At 44.3% G+C, this 22047-nt stretch carries 15 protein-coding genes, 1 tRNA gene, 2 rRNA genes and 1 CRISPR repeat array; of the genes, 7 read left to right on the forward strand and 11 right to left on the reverse strand.

The genetic code is table 11. The features are described from left to right. Positions 1 to 10 precede the first annotated feature (10 nt). Positions 11 to 658, forward strand: coding sequence for a phosphoribosyltransferase (locus TES1_RS05245; RefSeq protein WP_042680864.1), 648 nt, complete (start codon positions 11 to 13; stop codon positions 656 to 658). A gap of 12 nt (positions 659 to 670) precedes the next feature. Then, the gene (locus tag TES1_RS05250; RefSeq protein ID WP_042680865.1) at positions 671 to 991 is read left to right on the forward strand and encodes a hypothetical protein; all 321 of its coding nucleotides are present in this window, start codon (positions 671 to 673) and stop codon (positions 989 to 991) included. Here the strand turns inward: TES1_RS05250 and TES1_RS05255 are convergent. After that, entirely contained in the window at positions 970 to 2769 is a 1800-nt protein-coding gene (locus TES1_RS05255) for a DUF4932 domain-containing protein (RefSeq protein WP_042680866.1), read from the reverse strand. The genes TES1_RS05250 and TES1_RS05255 overlap by 22 nt on opposite strands. An 81-nt stretch (positions 2770 to 2850) precedes the next feature. Here TES1_RS05255 and TES1_RS05260 point away from each other — a divergent pair, with 81 nt between their 5' ends. Next, complete coding sequence (locus tag TES1_RS05260) at positions 2851 to 3831, forward strand: metal ABC transporter solute-binding protein, Zn/Mn family (protein WP_042680867.1); 981 nt, start codon at positions 2851 to 2853, stop codon at positions 3829 to 3831. A gap of 18 nt (positions 3832 to 3849) precedes the next feature. On the opposite strand, the gene TES1_RS05265 is transcribed toward TES1_RS05260, so the two are convergent. The 4 genes from TES1_RS05265 to TES1_RS05280 are packed head-to-tail and all read right to left on the reverse strand — an operon-like array spanning position 3850 to position 8682. Continuing rightward, complete coding sequence (locus tag TES1_RS05265) at positions 3850 to 4755, reverse strand: ABC transporter permease (protein WP_042680868.1); 906 nt, start codon at positions 4753 to 4755, stop codon at positions 3850 to 3852. Further along, positions 4752 to 5792 carry an ABC transporter permease gene (locus TES1_RS05270; RefSeq protein ID WP_042680869.1) on the reverse strand — a complete coding sequence of 347 codons (1041 nt, stop codon included), beginning with the start codon at positions 5790 to 5792 and terminating at the stop codon, positions 4752 to 4754. Before TES1_RS05270 ends, TES1_RS05265 begins: the two co-directional genes overlap by 4 nt. After that, the gene (locus TES1_RS05275) at positions 5782 to 7311 is read right to left on the reverse strand and encodes an ABC transporter ATP-binding protein (RefSeq protein WP_042680870.1); all 1530 of its coding nucleotides are present in this window, start codon (positions 7309 to 7311) and stop codon (positions 5782 to 5784) included. Before TES1_RS05275 ends, TES1_RS05270 begins: the two co-directional genes overlap by 11 nt. A 45-nt stretch (positions 7312 to 7356) precedes the next feature. Then, positions 7357 to 8682 (reverse strand): BMP family lipoprotein, encoded by a 1326-nt coding sequence (locus TES1_RS05280; protein ID WP_042680871.1) that lies wholly within the window; start codon positions 8680 to 8682, stop codon positions 7357 to 7359. A gap of 132 nt (positions 8683 to 8814) precedes the next feature. Here TES1_RS05280 and TES1_RS05285 point away from each other — a divergent pair, with 132 nt between their 5' ends. Together TES1_RS05285 and cas2 are read left to right on the forward strand one after the other, a co-directional pair. Further along, on the forward strand, positions 8815 to 9270 hold the full coding sequence (locus TES1_RS05285; protein ID WP_042682735.1) for a hypothetical protein: 456 nt from the start codon (positions 8815 to 8817) through the stop codon (positions 9268 to 9270). Between the two features lie 5 nt (positions 9271 to 9275). Continuing rightward, a CRISPR array of direct repeats spans positions 9276 to 11473; the repeat unit is 30 nt; unit sequence ATTTCAATTCTTCTAAAGTCTTATTGAAAC. Positions 11474 to 13169: 1696 nt separating this feature from the next. Continuing rightward, positions 13170 to 13427 (forward strand): CRISPR-associated endonuclease Cas2, encoded by a 258-nt coding sequence (cas2, locus tag TES1_RS05290; RefSeq protein WP_042680872.1) that lies wholly within the window; start codon positions 13170 to 13172, stop codon positions 13425 to 13427. On the opposite strand, the gene cas1b is transcribed toward cas2, so the two are convergent. Beyond that, positions 13424 to 14392, reverse strand: a complete 969-nt coding sequence (cas1b, locus tag TES1_RS05295; protein WP_042680873.1) for a type I-B CRISPR-associated endonuclease Cas1b — start codon at positions 14390 to 14392, stop codon at positions 13424 to 13426. The genes cas2 and cas1b overlap by 4 nt on opposite strands. A 321-nt stretch (positions 14393 to 14713) precedes the next feature. On the opposite strand from cas1b, the gene TES1_RS10910 reads away from it, so the two are divergent. Together TES1_RS10910 and TES1_RS05305 are read left to right on the forward strand one after the other, a co-directional pair. Next, on the forward strand, positions 14714 to 14851 hold the full coding sequence (locus TES1_RS10910) for a DotU family type IV/VI secretion system protein (protein WP_144080598.1): 138 nt from the start codon (positions 14714 to 14716) through the stop codon (positions 14849 to 14851). Then, positions 14848 to 15702, forward strand: a complete 855-nt coding sequence (locus TES1_RS05305) for a hypothetical protein (protein WP_042680875.1) — start codon at positions 14848 to 14850, stop codon at positions 15700 to 15702. The genes TES1_RS10910 and TES1_RS05305 overlap by 4 nt, the downstream gene beginning before the upstream one ends. Before the next feature lie 161 nt (positions 15703 to 15863). On the opposite strand, the gene cas4 is transcribed toward TES1_RS05305, so the two are convergent. From cas4 to TES1_RS05335, 5 genes are all read right to left on the reverse strand, one after another. Further along, positions 15864 to 16376 (reverse strand): CRISPR-associated protein Cas4, encoded by a 513-nt coding sequence (gene cas4 / locus TES1_RS05310; RefSeq protein ID WP_042680876.1) that lies wholly within the window; start codon positions 16374 to 16376, stop codon positions 15864 to 15866. A gap of 70 nt (positions 16377 to 16446) precedes the next feature. After that, positions 16447 to 16797 carry a hypothetical protein gene (locus TES1_RS05315; RefSeq protein ID WP_042680877.1) on the reverse strand — a complete coding sequence of 117 codons (351 nt, stop codon included), beginning with the start codon at positions 16795 to 16797 and terminating at the stop codon, positions 16447 to 16449. 316 nt (positions 16798 to 17113) lie between these two features. Further along, positions 17114 to 20138: ribosomal RNA gene (locus tag TES1_RS05325) — 23S ribosomal RNA — on the reverse strand. Positions 20139 to 20263: 125 nt separating this feature from the next. Continuing rightward, a tRNA-Ala gene (locus tag TES1_RS05330) sits at positions 20264 to 20340 on the reverse strand. 53 nt (positions 20341 to 20393) lie between these two features. Beyond that, a 16S ribosomal RNA gene (locus TES1_RS05335) occupies positions 20394 to 21888 on the reverse strand. Together the 16S and 23S rRNA genes with 1 tRNA gene alongside form the textbook arrangement of a ribosomal RNA operon. Between the last annotated feature and the right edge of the window lie 159 nt (positions 21889 to 22047).

A 22047-nucleotide genomic window follows, 5' to 3' on the forward strand; every position in this document is an offset into this window, starting at 1 on the left:
AAGGGAAATCATGAAGAAGTTTCCGGCATATCTCGCTTCTTGGGATGATATTGAGAGATGGGCAAAAGAAGGGGCTTTGAAGGTTCTTAACGAAGGCTGGAAACCAGATGTTGTAGTTGGGCTTGCAAGAGGTGGCTGGGTTCCAGCAAGGCTGTACTGTGATTATCTCGGCGTTAAGGACTTAGTAAGCATCAAAGTTGAGCACTGGGGGGTAACTGCCACACCAGATGGAAAAGCAAAGCTCAAATACGGAACAGAGTATCCTTTTGAAGGAAAGAAAGTTCTTATTGTTGATGATATAGCTGATACAGGGGAGAGCCTAACCCTTGCTAAAAACTATGTTGAAAGTAAAAATCCAGCTGAAGTTAAAGCTGCAACGCTGTTGACAATAAAAACTTCAAAGTTCAGACCAGATTATTACGGAGAAGAGATAGACTGGGCATGGATTGTATTCCCATGGAACTTCGTTGAAGATATGATAAATCTGACAAACAACCTCTTTGAAGAAAAAGAAAAACTCACAACAGATGAAATCATTGCATTATTCAAGGAGTTACACGGTATTGATGTTCCAAAAGAAAAGCTTGAGGAAGCTTTAAGCATGGCAGAGAAGAGAAAAATATTTAAGAAAGAGGGTGGATTTTGGCTCAAACCTTAAGGTTGTGGTACTTTGGATAAAGAAAAGACCATAGAGGCAATCAAAAAGCACAGCAACTATTCAAGAGAAATTTACGAGATGCATGAGGAGAGTATAAATAACGCTATCGACAACTATGAACAGCTGAAAGAAGATTACCTGAATGACCACTCAAGAGCTAGGATAGTTAGAATCGTTATAAATGAGGACAACGACTTGCCATTGGCAATTGAATTCCATAAAAAAGACGACTCCTTCAAAGGCTTCAGCATTGCAATAGGAAAACCATACATAAAGAGTGAAAATAATGGGAAAATCGAAGAACAAGAAAATTACGAAGAAAGTAACGGCTGAACATAGAATCCATCTTCTATCTTTTCTCCATTATAAATTTCATAGCTGACAAGATAATAAGTCGGATTTCTGTATCTTCTTGTTGAATATCTATCTACGCCAGCAATCCACACTATATAATTGTCTTTTTTGAGGGGATTTCTTATGGCGAGCAATAGGGATGTCTGGGGAGAAGTATAAGAAAGCTCTGTAAAGGAAACTTCTTTTATGTTATCTGGAGTTATGACAAATGTTCTAACACTTCCAAAATCTGGATTTTTCTCTAAAACCCAGATGCCGTTCTCAAACACAAACCTTAATGGGAAGTAGTCCTCAAACTGCTGGACAACTTTGTTGCTAACAGGCCCACCTATGAGGATTAAGTCTTTCCTCAAGTCTTCATCCGTCAGGTTTACATCTGCCTTAACCTCGATTTTAATGTCTCCAGGCCACTGTGAGTAAAATGTTTCGAGATAGCTTTTCACGATCTCCGCAGTTTCTCTATCATATTCAGATCCTTTTTTATCTGGATTCTGAGTGCCATAGACAATTATTACTTCTCCTTCCTTTACAACATCATCTAAAGCTCTTAAAGGAGTAATAGGAACATTTTTCTCATAAAGCTCCTTGGCCTTTTCTGGAGGAACTTTTTTAGCCAGATCATCGAGCATCTTGTAGACATACTCATCAAAGGTCTTGTTCTCTTCTAAGCTTAAAGCGGTGTATTTTTGATAGAGCTCTATCATATAATCTTGCCAAAATTCGCCCCATGCTTTCTGCATTTGGAGACTCCACTCGGCATAATCCTTATCTATATGACTTAGGGCAAAGTATGCCCAGCCGTCCGCAAAGCTCTCATAAATCATCATTGTATCAAACCAGAAGTGAATATCATAGATTGCTAAATAGGGCATGTCATCTTCTATTGTGTCTTCAAGATAGCGGAGAGGTCTAACTTTATATCCGTAATATTCCTCCAGTTTTTCATTCGTGATATCATGTCCTAGCTCGTGATAAATGAAGTCCAAAACCCAAAGCTCATCAAATTTCCTGTTATTTACATAAACAGCGTTAAGAGGAAGACCAAAAATTGTATCTTTAGCTCTTTCCAAGCTCCATAAAGTCCTTGGCGGTGCTCTCCTTACTAGCGGAGGTATTCCACCTGAGCCGTAAATCTTAGTTCCATTCTCTTCTCTGTAAAAGCTGTGTCCATGGATGCATACTAGATACGGCAGATGGAATTCAAATTTGGTATTTGTTAGGTTCATGTAGGGTTTCATGAATTCATCTGGAGGTAATAGCTGAATAGCAGATGCATAAACTTCCAAATCTTGTTCATAATAACTTTCGTGGGCTTTGAAAAACTTCATAAAGTTCGTATCTTGGGCAAATTTTCTCAGAGCATTAACTATTTTGTCTAGCTCTGGGTCCTGCCACTCTGTATGAAGTCTTCTCATTTCTGGAGGACTCGAGAACTGAAGAACATATGCATCGAGGACAAAAAGCTTGTAGTCTCTCTGAGGGACTGTTTTTGCATCGCTGAAGTACTGCTTAAGTGCTTGAATTGCTTCATGATCTTTGTATTTGCCAAAATACGCATCAACATCTCTCAAATATTTCTCTCTGTGAATTACAAACTCATCTTGACCAAATGTAATATAATAAACAACGCTCAAAAGTTCCTCATTCGGGTTTATTCCAATGAGAACCTTATCCGTTTTATATTGATGGGCATAAGTGGGAGAAGCAAGAATTATGAAAACAAGAAGTATTAAAACTTTTCTCACATTACCACCCATGGTAATTTGTGAAAATTGGCTTAAAAATTTTGCACAAAGTTTTAAAGTTAAATAACTTAATGATTTTAGGGTGACCTAAAAATGAAAGTGAAAGCTGTTATACTCACGCTCCTTATCATTTCATTCATAATTCCCGGTGTGTGTGCCGAAAAGCCTCTTGTGGTTGCGAGCATATCTCCCTTAGCAGAGATAGTGAGGGAATTGTTCGGCGATTCCGTAGAAGTGGTTTATATTATTCCACCGGGAGCTGATCCCCATCAATACCAGCTTACTCCCGAGCAGATTGAACTCATCAAAAAGGCTGATGTTGTTGTTACAGCCAACGGACATTTGCCAGCAGAACAAAAGATAAAGCAACTTAAGGAAGAAGGAACAATAAACGCAGATGTACTGTTCGCAGAGGATTATGCGAAATATGGCTTCAGATTTCTACCCGAGAGATGGTACAATAATAAGAACAACCCTCATGGAGTTTGGCTTGACCCTCATAACGCTCTGGCAATTGCAAAAGCAACGACGGAGGCATTATCAGAAAGATATCCACAGAACAGAGAGCTTTATGAAAAACAGTATGAAAAGTTTGAGACAAAAGTTCTGGCAATAATCGAAGCTTACAAAGCTTTGGCTGAAAATGCAACTGCTGTAATCGAAATGCCCTCCCAGCAATATGCTCTTGAGTGGCTTGGCGTAAAAGCTGTTGCCTCAATTAAGCCTGAAGAGGAAGTTCCAGCTAAGGACGTTGATGATATGATTAACATGGGGCAAACTGTTGATATTATTGCTTATTCTTCTCAAAGCCCTGAATCATTAAAAAATGCTGCCCTTGAGTTCTCTCAAAGAATCGGTAAACCTTTAGCCGATATAACCACAAGTTGGATCGACAAGCCTTACACTGAGATTTTAATTGCAAACTCCAAAGCTGTGATAGAAGCATTAAATCTAAGAACACATGCAGTTCCACAAACTGTAAAAGCGGAAAACATTAATGAGGTTTACATCATCTTAGCCCTGGTTGTTGGAATTTCACTAGGCATGGCGATTGGAGTTTTGATTAAAAAGTAAGAAAAAAAGAAAATAAGCTCACTCTCTCTTGTAAGGTCTTCCATCCCACTTTGGCGGTCTTACTTTTCCAATGATTCCTGCAACGATAATTATTGTCACTATATATGGTAGTGTAGCAACAAACTGCCATGGAACAACTTGTGAAACTGCTGGATTTGTTCTTACCCACACCGAAAGATTATCAAAGAATCCAAAGAGAAATCCACCGATCAATGCCCTTACTGGGTTCCAGCCACTGAATACCATGTTCGCTAATGCAATGAAACCTCTACCTGAAGATATTTCCTTTGTGACAACTCCGAGCCAGTCAACGCTCAAATAAGCCCCTCCAAGTCCAGCTAGAGTTGCTCCATAGACTGTTGCTAAAAATCTGTATCTCTCGACATTAACACCCAATGCATCTGCTGCCTCTGGGTTCTCACCAACTGCTCTTATTCTAAGTCCTAATGGAGTTCTAAAGAGTACCCAGTGTGTTAGGAACACAATTATGAAAGTTACAAGCACCATAGGACTTAATCCACCATAAGGCGTGTTTATTAGTGGTTGGATTCTAATGTTTGATGGAACTTGGTGTTGTCCGGCTGTGCCCCAAATTGCTGTAATTCCGAAGGCAACTACACCTAAAGCCAACAAATTCACACCGATACCAGGAATAATGTGGTCTCCTTTAAGGTAGACTGTTATTGCACCATGAAGCATTCCAAGGAGCATCCCAATAAAAGCCCCTCCTAAAAGTCCAATCCATCCACTACCGCTCATCTCTGCAAATATTGCGCCAAACAGTGCTGACATGAGTAGAATTCCTTCATATCCGATGTTCACAACTCCTGCTCTTTCACTTACCACTGCCCCCGTGCTTGTCAATACTATTGGAACCATTGCTGTCAATGATCCAAGAAGGATTGAGAGTATCATATCTATCATTTTCTCACCACCCTCTTAACCAAGTCCCACAGGCCTGGAATTGCCACAGCAACGACAATTATACCTTGCACTACCTTAACCATCTCTAATGGAACTCCGGCATCTATCTGCATGTATGTTGCTCCTGCTTTCAATGCACCGAAGAAAATACCGCTGAAGATTATACCTATTGGGTGGTTTCTTCCTACTAAAGAAACACCAATTCCATCAAAACCGTAACCGTAGATGTTTGCCATTCCTTGGCTTATTGCATAGCTTGGTGGTCTGCCCATAACTTCAGTTGCTCCTGCCAAACCGCTCATCATGCCACCAAGGAGGAATGACCAGATGATAGCTTTTTTTGGATTGATTCCACCATATCTTGCAGCTCTCTCATTGTACCCGCTTGCTCTTAATTCAAATCCCAAAACTGTATGCCAGAGTATGTAGTATGTAATGATAGCAGCAGCTATTGAAATTATAAACGCAAGCGAAAATTCACTGCCTTTCATAAGCAGTGGCAACCTGGCACTTGCAGGAATTTCCAGTGTTTTGTTAGGATCATTGGGATTCGCTAGTGGGCCCAGAACAAGGTACAAGGCGGTATAAAACGCAATCCAGTTGAGCATGATTGTTGAGATAACCTCATGAACCCCTCTGTAAACCTTAAGCAAGGCAGCAGGAAGCGCCCAAAGAACTCCTGCTATAATTCCTCCGATGAGACCCCATAAGGGATTTGCAAACATGTTTGTAAAGACTATAGCAGCTATTGCACCAAAATAAACTGTACCCTCTGCACCAATGTTGAATATTCCAGTTCTTGCGCTTATTGCAAAAGTTAGTGCTGTTAAAATTATTGGAGTTGCTGCACTCAGAGTCATAGACCATCCATAAGTTGAACCCACAGCCCCTTTTACCAATGCAATATAAGCCTTAATTGGACTATATCCCGAAAACTTCAGAACTATTGCTCCGATTAATACACCTATTGCAACGGCTATAAGGCTCTCCATGATGGGTCGTATGAAGTTGGAAATTACAATTTTATCAGCTTTCATTTTTGATACCTCCCATCATAAGTCCGATTTGCTCTTCTGTTACCTCTTCGGGCTTTACAATGCCTACAAACTGTCCCTCATACATTATTGCCATTCTATCGCTGAGTTGGAGAACTTCATCTAAATCAGCGGATACCAATAAAACTGCTTTGTTCTCGTTTCTGAGCTTGACGAGATAGTTTCTGATGTATTCCGTTGATGCAACGTCGACACCTCTTGTAGGCTGAGATGCGACTATTAACAGAGGTTCTTTGCTAACTTCTCTTGCAACAATAAGCTTTTGTTGGTTACCACCACTCAAGCTTTTAACGGGAGCATCCACTCCTGGTGCAACTACTTCAAACTTTTCTATAAGCTCTTGAGCGTGTTTTTTAACGTTACTCCATTTGATGGAGTTCAATATTCCTGTAAACTTTTTATTCCAGTGAAGACCCAAGATAGAGTTTTCAGCAACGGTCATGTCAAGAATCAACCCCATGTTAGTTCTGTCTTCTGGTATGTGGGCTACTCCCAAATCATAGAGTTCTTTTGGAGGCCTGCCTGTGATATCCTTACCATTGAGGATTACCCTACCCTTTTCAATCTTTCTCAGGCCAGTGATAGCTTCAATCAATTCAGTTTGCCCATTTCCTTCAACACCTGCAATTCCAAATATCTCACCGGCTCTTACTTCAAATGTTAAGCCCTTAACGGCATCTTCTCCTCTATCTCCCTTTACCCACAAGTCTTCCACTCTCAATATAGGTTCCCCAGGTTCCTTTGGAGGCTTTTGAATTCTCAAAACAACATCTCTACCAACCATCATCCTTGCCAAGAGCTGAGGTGTAGCTTCGCTTGTGTTTACTGTTCCTATAAGTTCACCTTTCCTGAGAACTGTAACCCTATCAGTTATCTCCATTACCTCTCTAAGCTTGTGGCTGATGAAAATTATAGTTTTCCCTTGTTCTTTGAGCTTTCTCAAAACATCAAACAGCTCTTTAACTTCAATAGGAGTAAGCACAGCAGTTGGCTCATCCAAAATGAGGACATCAACATCTCTATACAAAACCTTCAAAATTTCAATTCTCTGCTGAACCCCAACTGGAAGATTCTCTACTGGTACATCCAGAGGAACTTGAAAATTCAGCTCATCCATAAGCTTTTGCAGTTTGGCTCTTGCCTTATTTACATCAATGTTAGAGAACAACCCATGTCCTTCCATCCCCAAAATTATGTTGTGAAGGGCATCAAAAACCTCAACGAGAGTAAAATGCTGGTGAACCATACCAATTCCATTAGCAAGAGCATCAGCAGGGCTTTTAAATCGAACCTCCTTTCCATTCACATAGATTTTACCCTCAGTTGGATGAAGCATACCAGAGAGGATTTTCATCAAAGTGGTTTTACCAGCACCATTCTCACCTAAAAGGCCATGAATCTCCCCCTTTCTAACAGAGAAGTCAACACCTTTCAGAGCCTTAGTTCCATCAGGATAAACCTTAACAATATTCTCCATTTTTATGATGGGGACTTCTTCCATTATTCCACCTCCAAAATCCAAAATTAAGAAGAAAGAAAAGAGAAATCAGCTGCTGCTTCCCCACTGTTTGGCTAGTTCTTCCATCTCTTGCCAGGTCTTTGCATTTCTTAGTGCTTCAATCTGTTCCTTGTTCGTTGCCTTTGGAACTACTATTTCACCACTGAGTATCTTCTGCTTGAGTTCGTCAACTGCCTGCCAGATCCAGTCTGGGATTTGCTTTCTTGTTTGTTCAAGCTTTGCAAAGAGCTCATCCTCACTCTTAAAGCCAAGCTCTTCGAGTTTCTTCTTCTTAACATCTTCTGGGAGTGAACCAAACATGGCCTTAACATCATCAATTGTGCTGACTCCAACACCGCCATCAGCAAGTCCGAGCTCTACGATTCCTCCTTTGAATGTTCCCTTGACTGCTGCTTCAACAGCCTTGTAGACACCAACGTCGACTCTCTTCATCATACTTGCAATGATCACACCTGGCTTAATCCAGTCCTGTGCTGAGTCAACACCGATGGCAAATGGTGGACCAAATTCTTTTCCTTGGCTCTTTAGGTATTCCTCAACTGCATCGAAAACACCCAAACCAACTGCACCAGCAATCTGGTAAATCACCCATGCACCTTGTCCAAGTTGAGCCTGGGCAGCGGTCTTACCCTTAGCTGGGTCAGTGAATGAACCTGTGTAGGTGTAGAGAACTTGTATGTTAACGTCCTTTCCAGTCTTCTTCTTATAGTAATCCTCAGCCCACTTTACACCAAATCTGTAACCACCTTCGAACTTGTAGAGAACTGGGATTTCAATACCAAGGACTGCACCAACCTTATCTTTGCCGTCGTTTGCAGCAATAAGTCCAGCCAGTGCACCAACCAAGGCTGAACCTTCGTTTTCCTTGAAGAGGATACTCATGACGTTTGGCTTGTCTGGAATATATCCGTCAATGATTGCGAACTTCTGGTTGGGGAACTCATCTGCAACTTGCTTGACAGCGTCAGTCATCATGAAACCAACTGCAATGATTATATCATACTTTCCGCTTTGAGCAAGAACTCTAAGGTTTGGTAAGTAGTCACTCTCACTCTTACTTTGTACTTCCTTTAATTCAAGTCCAAAGTCCTTTGCTGCTCTTGAAGCACCTAAGTAAGCCATATCGTTAAAGCTCAGATCACCTCTTCCACCAACGTCATAAACGATTGCTATTGCACCTTTGACTTTGGGTTTCTCTGTTGATGTCTGTGTTTGAGCGGGAGTTGTTGTTTGTTGAGCAGGAGTTGTGGTCTTCTCAGGTGTTGTGGTTTTTTCTCCTCCGATACAGCCACTAGCAACTACGCTAAATGCCAACACACCAATTAAAAACAAAGCCAATATTGACTTTCTCATGTGGTAACACCCCTGGAAGTTTTCTCATTCATGAAAAGATACACCCTTAAATATATATTTTGTGGTAGGTTTCCTCGGGTTTTTTGGAGATTTTTCGAAAAATTATTAAGGCTCTTTCACATTATCACCGGCATGTTAAAGGAAATAATACAGCTAAGTAAAGGTGTAATATTAATTACTGGAAATGCAAAAAAGATTACTAGAATCCTACTCAACACTTGGCTTTCGAATGGAATGACGTTTTTAGTGGAGTATTTACCTTTTGATGTAAGATACCCAGAGAATGTTTTTATTGGGGATTTAAATAAGGGTGTGGAATTTGATGGCTACCTAATTTACAACCTCCTTTCCCGATCAAAAAACGAAAGAGCAAGAATTTATGAATGGATAAAAGAGCACCACGATAAATTAATTTTAATCTACGAAACCAAATATATGAAGGATTCTGCGCTCCGTTATGGAATTAAAGAATTAATTAATTATTTAATTGCATATAAAAGGGAAACACTCGGGTTTGAAAGAATTGATGTCTATAAGTTCAAAGAGGGAAAGGTAGTTGAGAAGAAAACTTTTGTGAGAAGAGTATGAGCTAGATTTCAATTCTTCTAAAGTCTTATTGAAACTGGGTCACAATCAACTTCGAAGGCGACGCTGACAAGGATTTCAATTCTTCTAAAGTCTTATTGAAACGCACCGCTCCAAGTCGGCAATGCATTGATGCTGTCAAGATTTCAATTCTTCTAAAGTCTTATTGAAACCTGATCACCGAGGCTAAGCTTTGATGGGTTGAGCAATATTTCAATTCTTCTAAAGTCTTATTGAAACCGTAAGTATCGTTGAACTTAACCCAAACCAAGTAATTATTTCAATTCTTCTAAAGTCTTATTGAAACGGTCTTGCAAAGCCAAGATACAGCTTCTATATACTCATATTTCAATTCTTCTAAAGTCTTATTGAAACCTCCGCGGGGGGACTTAGATGTGAGGCTTAAGAAGTTTGCATTTCAATTCTTCTAAAGTCTTATTGAAACATCTTCCAGGACAAAGTGCATGGTCCAGGAAGATATATTTCAATTCTTCTAAAGTCTTATTGAAACCATCGGCATTAGGATCCCAAAAGAGGTTGCCGAACTGAATTTCAATTCTTCTAAAGTCTTATTGAAACTCACTTTGAGGGTGTAGTTGCCCATCTTTGGCAGAGGAGTATTTCAATTCTTCTAAAGTCTTATTGAAACTGAAAAGTGCATGATAAAGCCTTAATCCACCCTTCTTCGATTTCAATTCTTCTAAAGTCTTATTGAAACAGGAACTCGGAATAACAAAACAAAAACTCAAGAAGCTATTTCAATTCTTCTAAAGTCTTATTGAAACATAGCGAGCCGAGACAGGGAATAAAAGCTGATGTGGTATTTCAATTCTTCTAAAGTCTTATTGAAACCGTAAGTATCGTTGAACTTAACCCAAACCAAGTAATTATTTCAATTCTTCTAAAGTCTTATTGAAACTTGAGGAGTTAAGAGAGAAGGGCTACGAGGATGCACTAATTTCAATTCTTCTAAAGTCTTATTGAAACGGGGAGAACAGAAAAGCCTAAGCATTGACGACGAAGTTATTTCAATTCTTCTAAAGTCTTATTGAAACCTAACTCTAAGATCGATTAAACTGTATTGCTGAGCGAATTTCAATTCTTCTAAAGTCTTATTGAAACCCCCAGCATGGGGATAGGGGTTAGGCGTCATAGGAATATTTCAATTCTTCTAAAGTCTTATTGAAACCAATAACTTCCCTCTCAAGAGGTTCAGGATAGAAGTAATTTCAATTCTTCTAAAGTCTTATTGAAACAAATGTTTTGCGATGAAGCTACAGCAATCTTTATTCAATTTCAATTCTTCTAAAGTCTTATTGAAACTTCGCTCTACTTAGAAGTTTTGCACCTTCCTCTATAAAATTTCAATTCTTCTAAAGTCTTATTGAAACTCTTACCGACATTTCATCAGGCTTGAACGAGAACAGAATTTCAATTCTTCTAAAGTCTTATTGAAACAAGTAGAAAACAAAAAGGTTTTAGAGATTGAGCTTTTATTTCAATTCTTCTAAAGTCTTATTGAAACCCGTGCATTGTTCCCGCAATCCCCTTGCCAGGAACAATTACATTTCAATTCTTCTAAAGTCTTATTGAAACCTCCGCCAACTCTTAGTATGCCTAAACCTCCCGAATCTCTATTTCAATTCTTCTAAAGTCTTATTGAAACTTGAAGACCGATTTGAGGCTGATTTTAGATGGAAAGGATTTCAATTCTTCTAAAGTCTTATTGAAACCGCCAAGTGCCCAAAGTACTACACAAAGAAAGAAGACATTTCAATTCTTCTAAAGTCTTATTGAAACTCAATGCAAACCATCTGCCATCGTGCTTCACATCGTCTATTTCAATTCTTCTAAAGTCTTATTGAAACTCTCACCGACAACTATCATCGCCGTCATGATTTTTGTATTTCAATTCTTCTAAAGTCTTATTGAAACTGAACCGCTATGGCAACCTTTGCCCCTGCTGCTACGTATTTCAATTCTTCTAAAGTCTTATTGAAACCAATTACATGCTTAGAGAAGCTATTCTCAAGGTCGAGGTATTTCAATTCTTCTAAAGTCTTATTGAAACACATCATTCACGATGAAGCTACAGCAATCTTTATTCAATTTCAATTATTCTAAAGTCTTATTGAAACTTCGCTCTACTTAGAAGTTTTGCACCTTCCTCTATAAAATTTCAATTCTTCTAAAGAAGAATTGAAATCCTTTCCATCTAAAATCAGCCTCAAATCGGTCTTCAAGTTTCAATAAGACTTTAGAAGAATTGAAACCCTTTCCATCTAAAATCAGCCTCAAATCGGTCTTCAAGTTTCAATAAGACTTTAGAAGAATTGAAACCCTTTCCATCTAAAATCAGCCTCAAATCGGTCTTCAAGTTTCAATAAGACTTTAGAAGAATTGAAACCCTTTCCATCTAAAATCAGCCTCAAATCGGTCTTCAAGTTTCAATAAGACTTTAGAAGAATTGAAACCCTTTCCATCTAAAATCAGCCTCAAATCGGTCTTCAAGTTTCAATAAGACTTTAGAAGAATTGAAACCCTTTCCATCTAAAATCAGCCTCAAATCGGTCTTCAAGTTTCAATAAGACTTTAGAAGAATTGAAATAATTGACCTTTTAGAGGACTATGGCATAAGTAAGGTTAGTTTCAATAAGACTTTAGAAGAATTGAAATAATTGACCTTTTAGAGGACTATGGCATAAGTAAGGTTAGTTTCAATAAGACTTTAGAAGAATTGAAATAATTGACCTTTTAGAGGACTATGGCATAAGTAAGGTTAGTTTCAATAAGACTTTAGAAGAATTGAAATAATTGACCTTTTAGAGGACTATGGCATAAGTAAGGTTAGTTTCAATAAGACTTTAGAAGAATTGAAATAATTGACCTTTTAGAGGACTATGGCATAAGTAAGGTTAGTTTCAATAAGACTTTAGAAGAATTGAAATAATTGACCTTTTAGAGGACTATGGCATAAGTAAGGTTAGTTTCAATAAGACTTTAGAAGAATTGAAATAATTGACCTTTTAGAGGACTATGGCATAAGTAAGGTTAGTTTCAATAAGACTTTAGAAGAATTGAAATAATTGACCTTTTAGAGGACTATGGCATAAGTAAGGTTAGTTTCAATAAGACTTTAGAAGAATTGAAATAATTGACCTTTTAGAGGACTATGGCATAAGTAAGGTTAGTTTCAATAAGACTTTAGAAGAATTGAAATAATTGACCTTTTAGAGGACTATGGCATAAGTAAGGTTAGTTTCAATAAGACTTTAGAAGAATTGAAATAATTGACCTTTTAGAGGACTATCTCTTTGTTTGACGAAAACCACACATTTCTAACCAAATTTCAATTCTTCTAAAGTCTTATTGAAACAGGGTGCAATTTTGTCCTATTTCTCTAATAAAACTATAAAAACACTTGAATTATAAAAGCTTTTCTCCAAAGGGTCAAAAACAGAGCTAAAGCAAACCTCTGATTGATACCCTACTAGCAATCAATTAAGCTAATTCTCAGCCATTTTCCTATAATTCAACGAACGTACAGCGATGTTCAGACCATCTCCAACAACTTTTTAGGTGTTAAAACTAGAAAAACTAAATAATAAGGGATCTATATTAAAAATGGTCAAATTTCCAAAAGGAATACTTACTAAAGAAACCTCGAGAGTCCCCCCTTCCAAATGAATACATTTAAAATGTTATGATTTCAGTAAAAATGTGCAACACAATGTAATTTAATAACAACTGATTACTAAAATCTTCCAACACATTCTCGAGCCTCCATTTTGGAATCAAACCATATTAGAACCCAAAAATTGCAAAAACTGGAACATCAGTGAGTATCGAAAAATCTTCAAAAAGATTAAATGGAAGTATGGTCAAAGTCACTATGATGAGCCATGTATGTGGTCATCGTTTATGATGTCAATGTCTCGAGAGTAAATAAGGTCAAAAAGTTCTTGCGTCAATATTTGCATTGGGTTCAAAACAGCGTTTTTGAGGGAGAAATTACCTTAGCGGAGTTTAAGCGCATAAAAGAGGGTCTTCTCGATTTGATAGATGAAAACGAAGATTCAGTGGTGATTTACAAGCTCCGCTCAAAACCAAAAAGGGAAAGCTTGGGGATAGAGAAGAATCCTCTGGAGGATATAATTTAGAACCATGCTACCAATGGACTATACTCTTGGCTCCCAATGAGATGTTTTATCAGCTTATACGCCTCAAGCCTAATTAATCGCTTCTTTGTTACGTTCTTCTTAAGCATTGGATGCTTAACGCTCTTCTCCATTTCTTGGTTAAAGGCTTTTAGGACAATCTTTTTACCCTCGTCATTTAACAGAACACCGTTTAAGTCATCTCTAAAGTGTTCCTTCTTAATTACACCTTGCTTTACCAAGCGGTTAGCTATGCGATCAGCTATTATTGGCTTGAATATTTCACTTAAGTCTAGAGCAAGAGAAAATCTTCTTTCGCTCGGCTCATGCAGATAACTTATCGTTGGCGTCAGCTGGGTGTTATAGAGTTCGCTGATTATCACCGGATACAGCCTTGAGTTTAAGAAGCCTATCAAGGCATTCATTTCATTTTGAGGAGGCCTTCTTGTTCTCTTCACAATCTTGAGGTCATCTGGTAAAGTTTCATCCCATAAAACATAATACTCCTGCCTTATTCTTGCCTCAACATTCATAATATCAGTTATTTTCTGGATATCTTCAAGTTCATCCAAAAGATCATTAAATGAAGCATTAACTCCCCAACGCTTTAAGTTGCGCTCCATGTTCTTTGCAGCACCTATGACAAATAGCTTTGCCAGCTTTAGACGTTTTCCTCTGTTAAGATAGTGCTCAGCCTGCTTTATAACTAAATCTCCAGAATGGAGGCTTTCCCTAGGGTAAAATGAACCATCGTAGTAGCCGTAGTGGTTGAAGAAGTGGACGGCTATTCCCTTCTGGGCTAAAAAATGGAGAGCCTGGGAGGTTATAGTGACTTTTCCATAAACGTAGATATCGTAAATGCCCTCCACTGCCAAAGGCTTTTTCCCTTGGGCGTTTTCAAAATAAAGAGTGTTTTCTTTCCGATAGAGAGTTCCATCTGAAAATATAGTTAGGCTTTTCCTTCTCATCTTTATCACCAACTTTGCCGAAATTAGATACTTTTTGTTACAGTTAAATATTCCAATGTTATTACTTTGTTATTTCCAAAATGATATATTAGCATTTCTATGTGATAAATATATCAATACAAAATTTGTACTAAGACATGAAAAAATTATAAAAACTATAAATAATACAAGGTATAAAAACATACTAAGCAAGATTAGACAAACAAGTCAGGATGTGAGAAAATGAGAGCAGTGGGGCTAATTTTGTTACTATTGCTATTGAGTTCTTTTGCTAAAGCTACTGAAACATCTTACGACCCTTTAAATTTCAATGAATCCCAAATGGAACCAGTAAATCCAGATAAAAAGTTTGGGGATAGAGGGCTTAGTCTATGGGTTATAGGTGGAGTTGTTATCATGCTCTTGATTGGGGCATATTTTGGGTACAGATATTTGAAACATTTAGGTGAGTGCCAATGAAATACGCAAAATACACCTTATTCTTATTGATTTTCTTACATTTTTGTTGTGTGTATGCAATGGAGGGAAACGTGTTATGGATTGAGAAGGACTATGACTCATGGATGTATTTAGGTGCGAATGAATCCTTAAGAAACCTGCCTATAAACGATGGTGAGAGTTTTGAATTAGAATATGAGGTTTATGTGGAATATTATGAATCAAGAACAGATTGGGCACCCTTAGCCTTAATGCAAGTTCATTTGAATACAAATACTGTAAATTCAAATCCCGACAAATACTACGATATAAGATTATGGGACGGAGGACGCCTTACCCTTGTGGGTCCTGATAGATATGTAACATATTTGAAAACGGATAGTTTTTCAAAATATGATGACCCAAATGTATGGATTGAAAAAGTGCATAGAATAAAAATTGAAGTGGACAAGCACAACGGTACGAATTTTGAAGTTAAATATTATGTTGATGGAGATTTAGTCGGGAAGTGGGACACTTCATTCATTCTTTCAGCTCCTAAAGATTCATATTTAAGTTGGAAATGGAAGAACTTTACTCTCACTGAAGTCTGCTATGGAATTGGATTTGTTTTTGGAAGTACCGATCCAAACAACAGATTTAAGATGGCAATTGATAATTTAAGAATTAAATTGCCAAATGGAACTGTATTATATGAAGATTTCGAAGACAATAATTGGAATAGGATCTTTGGTAGGATAAGTTATAAGAGAGGATACTCAGATTACGGACTTGGTTCTGCTCCAAAACAATCAGTGAAAGCTTCGATTCCATGGGATGTCATGATAATAGCTTATTCACTCATAACCTTCATTGTGCTTAAAAGGAGATAATACAGCATGAAGGGGTTGTTACCGATAACATTTTTAATTATGGTATTATTGCTCTCAACTCTAGCATAACGCAATGCAAGGATTTGAGAAATACAATAAAGATGAAAGCCAAAATGGCATAAGGATTACCGGATGATTAGAGAATTTTTCACTCTATTACTTCAAACCCAGCAGAGCTCATAATATGCGCACTTTTTGCAGGCTCTGCTCTTTTTAGGTTCTGGAGGTTTTGTGAGTGCTTTTATTCGCTCAACTTCTCTTATAACTTCTTCAACTTCCTTTTCTCTGCCTTCTAAAGTTATCTTTCTGGTTTCTCTGAGTTTTGGATAGTTTAGGATTGCTTTTGCTTTGATGCCGAGCTTTTTGAGGTAGTAGAGATAATACAAAGCTTGCATTTCATGAGCCTTTTCCATTGATTTGCCCTTTTTGACTTCATGCACTTCTATGATGTCGCCTTTCTTGATGAAGTCAATGCTTATTGGACCAATTTTGACTTCTTTTTCTTCTCCGAAGTAGCTCTTTTCGTGAAGGAATTTGCCAAGATCAACCCATTCACTTTCCTGTTCCATGGTGATGCCTTTAGAGAAGTACCAGAGTTTAGTTGAGCAGATGAAGAGATAGTTAATTTCGGTGCCGCGGATGGTGAGGCGGTCTTTGGGGTAGGTATCTGTCATAGTGCAACCTCCACTACACTTGAAGGTGTAACAGTTTGAGTGGTAATAGAAATTACAAGACAAGCTGTAATCATAGTATCATATCATCCTCGTCAAGTCCCTTTTCTAGGCCTTTATCAATTCCAAAATCCCAAATTGTCTCAAGGGTCTCATCTTTCAGACCAACGAGCACTGGGAATCCCTTAAAGGTTCTCTTCAGAGCCTGCTGAAGTTTTGAATGCCTCTCGTCCAAAAAGACCCATACCGGAACGCTAACCGAGTACCTGTAAAGATAACTTTTCAGTTCCCATTTTCCAGCTTCTTTTCCGGTTTTTTCTCTTACCAGTTCCCGTATCTCATCCCAGCTCTTCTTCCAGTTCACTGGATCGCTTAGAATCTCCCCGAGAACCTCTACCACGTCATTTTCTGGCTTGTATTTCATGAGCTCTGGCAGGAGGACATATATCCCGGCAATCTGCCTGAATACTCTCTGGGCTTCACTCCTCTTTTCTAGTGAGACTACTCAGGGTCAGTGAAGTATTCCAGCTTCTCCAGCAGGTTCCTTATCTTGTTGGTGTACCTCTCCAGAAGACCTCCCTTGAAAGTCTCATCTATCATGCTCCGCTCCTCGGAGTACCCAAGTGGTTGGCTCTCATACTCCTTGAGAACTGCTATGGTCTTTTCAAGGCTCTCCCTATCGTAAACTGCTAAGGTTCCCCTATCGATTCCAGTGAAGATGACAACATTGGCTGACCCTGAGTAGTCTCTTTTCCTACTCCGGGAGCGGCAGACTAAACGGGTCGGTTTCCCTTCCCGCTTACATCCCCGCCCCATCAAACCCGTCTTCTGCGGGCGCCCTCGTCCCTGGCATGGGCCGGTCACCCAGGCCCTGCGCCAGGGAATGGCCGCCTATTTTCGGGGACCGCTTCGGCCTTAGATGCCTTCAGGCCTTATCGGACGCGGCGTAGCTGCCCGGCTATGCCCTGTAGGACAACCGGTAGACCAGAGGCCGCGGCACCCTGTTCCTCTCGTACTGGGGGCACCTTCCCCTCAGGCGGCCAACACCCCCGGTAGATAGCATCCGACCTGTCTCACGACGGTCTAAACCCAGCTCACGTTCCCCTTTAATGGGTGAACACCCCCACCCTTGGCCCCTGCTGCAGGGCCAGGATGGGAAGAGCCGACAGCGAGGTAGCAAGCCTCGGGGTCGATATGGGCTCTCGCCCGAGACGACTCTGTTATCCCCAGGGTAGCTTTTCTGTCATCCCAGGCCCCCACCGGGGAGGCACTGGGGTTCGCTAGGCCACCCTTTCGGGGCTGGACCCGCCTCTGTTACGGGTCCAGTCAGGCCGGCTTTTGCCCTTGCACTCTACGGCGGATTCCTGACCCGCCTGAGCCGACCTTAGGGCGCCCTCGATACCTTTTCGAGGGCGTGCCGCCCCAGCCAAACTGCCCACCTACCGCTGTCCCCCCGTTCGGGGGTTAGCCGTACGGCAGGAGGTGGGCGGTGTCTCATGGACGGCTCCACCCGGCCCGGAGACCGGGCTTCGACGCCTCCCGCCTACGCTGCGCACCCCCTGCCGTACGGCAACGGCAGGCTGCAGTAAAGCTCCATGGGGTCTTCGCTTCCCACCGGGGGTCCCTGGCATATGCGCCAGGCAGTGGTTTCGCCGGGCCCCAGCCGGGGACAGTGGGGACCTCGTTACGCCATTCATGCAGGTCGGCATTTAACCGACAAGGAATTTCGCTACCTTAAGAGGGTTATAGTTACCCCCGCCGTTTACCGGCGCTTCACCCGGTTGTACCCGGGCTTCACGTACCGGCACTGGGCAGGCGTCGGCCCCAGTACAAACCCTTTCGGGCTAGCTGGGACCTGTGTTTTTATTAAACAGTCGGGCCCCCCTAGTCACTGCGACCTGCGGGTTACGCACCCGCAGGCACCCCTTCTCCCGAAGTTACGGGGCCAATTTGCCGAGTTCCCTCGGCTGGGTTTCCCCCGACACGCCTTAGGCTTCTCACCCAGGGGCACCAGTGTCGGTTCTCGGTACGGTCGCGGGGGATCGTTCCCGGAGGGCTTTTCACGGGCCCCAGGGATCGGCGGAACCCCCCTAACGGGAGGCCATTCGCGCTTTCACCCGGTTCTCACCATTACGGTACTCCCCGGGCTTATACGCTTAGCCGGCCTTATCGACCGGTCCGCCTACCCCGAGGCGTCACCCTCCGGGCTTGCGTTGCCGCACCTACCCCCGCGGTACGGGAATATAAACCCGTTTCCCTTTCCCCGACGCCGAGTTACGGGTCGGGTTAGGACCGACTAACCCACGGCTGACGAACATTGCCGTGGAACCCTGGCCCCTTCGGCGGCCGGGATTCTCACCCGGCTATGCTGCTACTCCCGGCAGGATCCGCAATCCCGACGGGTCCACCGGACCTTACGGCCCGGCTTCTACCCCACCGGGACGCCCGCCTACCCGATCACGGACCAATCGGTCCGTGCGCCGGGGTCTCGGCGGCCGGCTTAAGCCCCGTCCATTTTCGGGGCCCCTGACCTCGACGGGTGAGCTGTTACGCACTCTTTAAAGGATGGCTGCTTCTAAGCCTACCTCCCCGCTGTCTAAGGCCAGGGACACCCTTTGGAGTAACACTTAGCCGGCACTTAGGGGCCTTAACCCCGGTCTGGGTTGTTCCCCTCTCGGGTGACGGCTTACACCGTCCCCCTACTCCCCCCATCTACGGCGGCGGTGGGTTCGGAGTTTGACAGGAGGCCGGGGGATTTCTCCCCCTGCACCTCCAATCAGTGCTCTACCCCACCGCCTACCTCCGGGGAGGCTATCCTGCGGGATAATTCGGCGGGAACCAGCTATCTCCGGCCTCGATTGGCCTTTCACCCCTAGCCCGGGGTCACGGGAGCGAATTGCACGTCAGCACCCCTAGCGGGCCTCCATCCCTCTGTTGAGGGACTTCGCCCTGCCCCGGGCTAGATCGACCGGTTTCGGGTCTCACGGCCGTGACTCCGGGCGCTTTCACACCCCGTCCCTCGGCGCAAAGCGCCTGCGGACCTGTCGGTTTCCCTACGGCTTCGGGGTTTTACCCCCTTAACCTCGCCACGGCCGTGAACTCCCTGCCCCGTGTTTCAAGACGGACGGTGCAACCCCGGTCCCCTTCCCTCGTACTCCCCCGTCGCCGGGGTTTCCTTCGGGAAGGCTCACTCCTTTCGGGCCGCACCCACCTATCGCCGCCTGGTTTCAGGCTCTTTTCACCCCCCTCCCGGGGTGCTTTTCAGCTTTCCCTCACGGTACTAGTTCGCTATCGGTCTCGGGACGTATTTAGGGTTGGGAGCCGATGCCTCCCAGCTTCCCGCCGGATATCCGACCGACGGTACTCAGGAACCCCGCAGAACCCTGGGGGCTTACGCCTACGGGGCTATCACCCTCTCCGGCGCCGCGTTCCAGCGGACTTCGGCTTCACCCCCGAGGGTTCAGCGCGGGGCCCTACAACACCACATCCCCTGGGTGTTTCCACCCAGGGTTCAGTTTGCCCTGTGCCGCTTTCGGTCGCCCCTACTCACGGCATCGCTTTTGCTTTCTTTTCCTGCGGGTACTAAGATGTTTCAATTCCCCGCGTTCCCCCTCCCTGCCGGGAGTGCGGCAAAAGCCGCGGGAGGTCCCATTCGGGAATCCCCGGCTCGACGGCTGCCTGCGCCTCACCGGGGCTTATCGCAGCTTGCCACGCCCTTCGTCGGCGCCCCGAGCCGAGCCATCCACCAGGCGGCTTAGGTTTCTTGCCCCTTACTTGAGGGGCTGGGCATTTTTTGGGCCAATCCGCCTATGCACGGCCCTCATCGTGACCCCTATTCGGGGCCTAGGACCCTTCCACCCCGAGCTTTGCTCGGGATGTGCACCTCTTCGTGGTGGACCGGCCGGGATTTGAACCCGGGGCCTCCGGCTTGCAAAGCCGGCGCTCTCCCAGGCTGAGCTACCGGCCCACTCTATGGCAGGCCCAACACCCCTTAAACCCCCCGGACGGGTTTCCGGCGATAGGAGGTGATCGAGCCGTAGGTTCCCCTACGGCTACCTTGTTACGACTTCTCCCCCCTCACGGAGCCCGGGCTCGACCCGGCCTCCCCGAAGGGAGACCGAGCCTCACCCGGACCCCGCTCGGGTGGAGTGACGGGCGGTGTGTGCAAGGAGCAGGGACGTATTCGCCGCGCGATGATGACACGCGGGTACTAGGGATTCCAGCTTCACGCGGGCGAGTTGCAGCCCGCGATCCGAACTGAGGGCGGGTTTAGGGGATTTCCTTCCCCTTTCGGGGTCGGATCCCATTGTCCCGCCCATTGTAGCGCGCGTGTAGCCCGGGGGTTTCGGGGCATACTGACCTACCGTCGCCCGCTCCTTCCTCCGGCTTATCGCCGGCGGTCCCCCCAGAGTGCCTCCCTCCCAGCGGGAGGGACTGGCAACTGGGGGCGCGGGTCTCGCTCGTTACCACACTTAAGTGGACGCCTCACGGTACGAGCTGACGGCGGCCATGCACCTCCTCTCGGCGTGTCCGGCAAGACCTTCAGCCTGGCCTTCATCCTGCCGTCGCCCCCGGTGAGGTTCCCGGCGTTGAATCCAATTAAACCGCACGCTCCACCCCTTGTAGTGCTCCCCCGCCAATTCCTTTAAGTTTCAGCCTTGCGGCCGTACTCCCCAGGCGGCGGGCTTAACGGCTTCCCTACGGCACCGGGCGAGCTCGGAGCTCGCCCGACACCTAGCCCGCATCCTTTACAGCCAGGACTACCCGGGTATCTAATCCGGTTCGCTCCCCTGGCCTTCGTCCCTCACCGTCGGACCCGTTCCAGCGGGGCGCCTTCGCCACTGGCGGTCCCCCTGGGATTATAGGATTTCACCCCTACCCCAGGGGTACCCCCCGCCTCTCCCGGTCCCAAGGCCCGCAGTATCCCCAGCAAGCCCCACGGTTGAGCCGTGGGATTTCGCCAGGGACTTACGGGCCCGGCTACGGACGCTTTAGGCCCAATAATAGCGGCCACCACTCGGGCCGCCGGTATTACCGCGGCGGCTGCCACCGGCCTTGCCCAGCCCTTATTCCCGGAGCTTTTTACACTCCGGAAAAGCCGTGGCGTTGCCACGGCACTGGGGGTCCCCCCGTCGCGGTTTCCCGCATTGCGGAGGTTTCGCGCCTGCTGCGCCCCGTAGGGCCTGGACCCGTGTCTCAGTGTCCATCTCCGGGCTCCCACTCTCATGGCCCGTACCGATCTTCGGCTTGGTGGGCCGTTACCCCACCAACTACCTAATCGGCCGCCGGCCCATCCTCGGGCGGGCACGAAGCCCCTTTCGGTGTGGGGACCTTCCAGTACCCCACACCTATGGGGGATTAGCCCCAGTTTCCCGGGGTTATCCCCCTCCCGAGGGTAGGTTACCGACGTGTTACTGAGCCGTCCGCCGGTGGTGTCCCAGAAGGGACACCCCCATGACTCGCATGGCTTAGTCGGACCCCCATAGCAGTGGCCTCCGGCAGGATCAACCGGAATTGAAATGGGAGTACGGCCGGTGGGACTCCCCTCAAAGGGGAGTACCAATTCCCGTCCGGGGTTTGGTCGGGGTGTTGGGCCTGCCTTACCCCCGAGGGGTCCCCCATTTCGGGGTTTTCCTCGGGAGTGCATTGGTTGTGCCCATGGCCGGAGGGCGGG

The organism is Thermococcus paralvinellae (assembly GCF_000517445.1).
Taxonomy (GTDB): domain Archaea; phylum Methanobacteriota_B; class Thermococci; order Thermococcales; family Thermococcaceae; genus Thermococcus_B; species Thermococcus_B paralvinellae.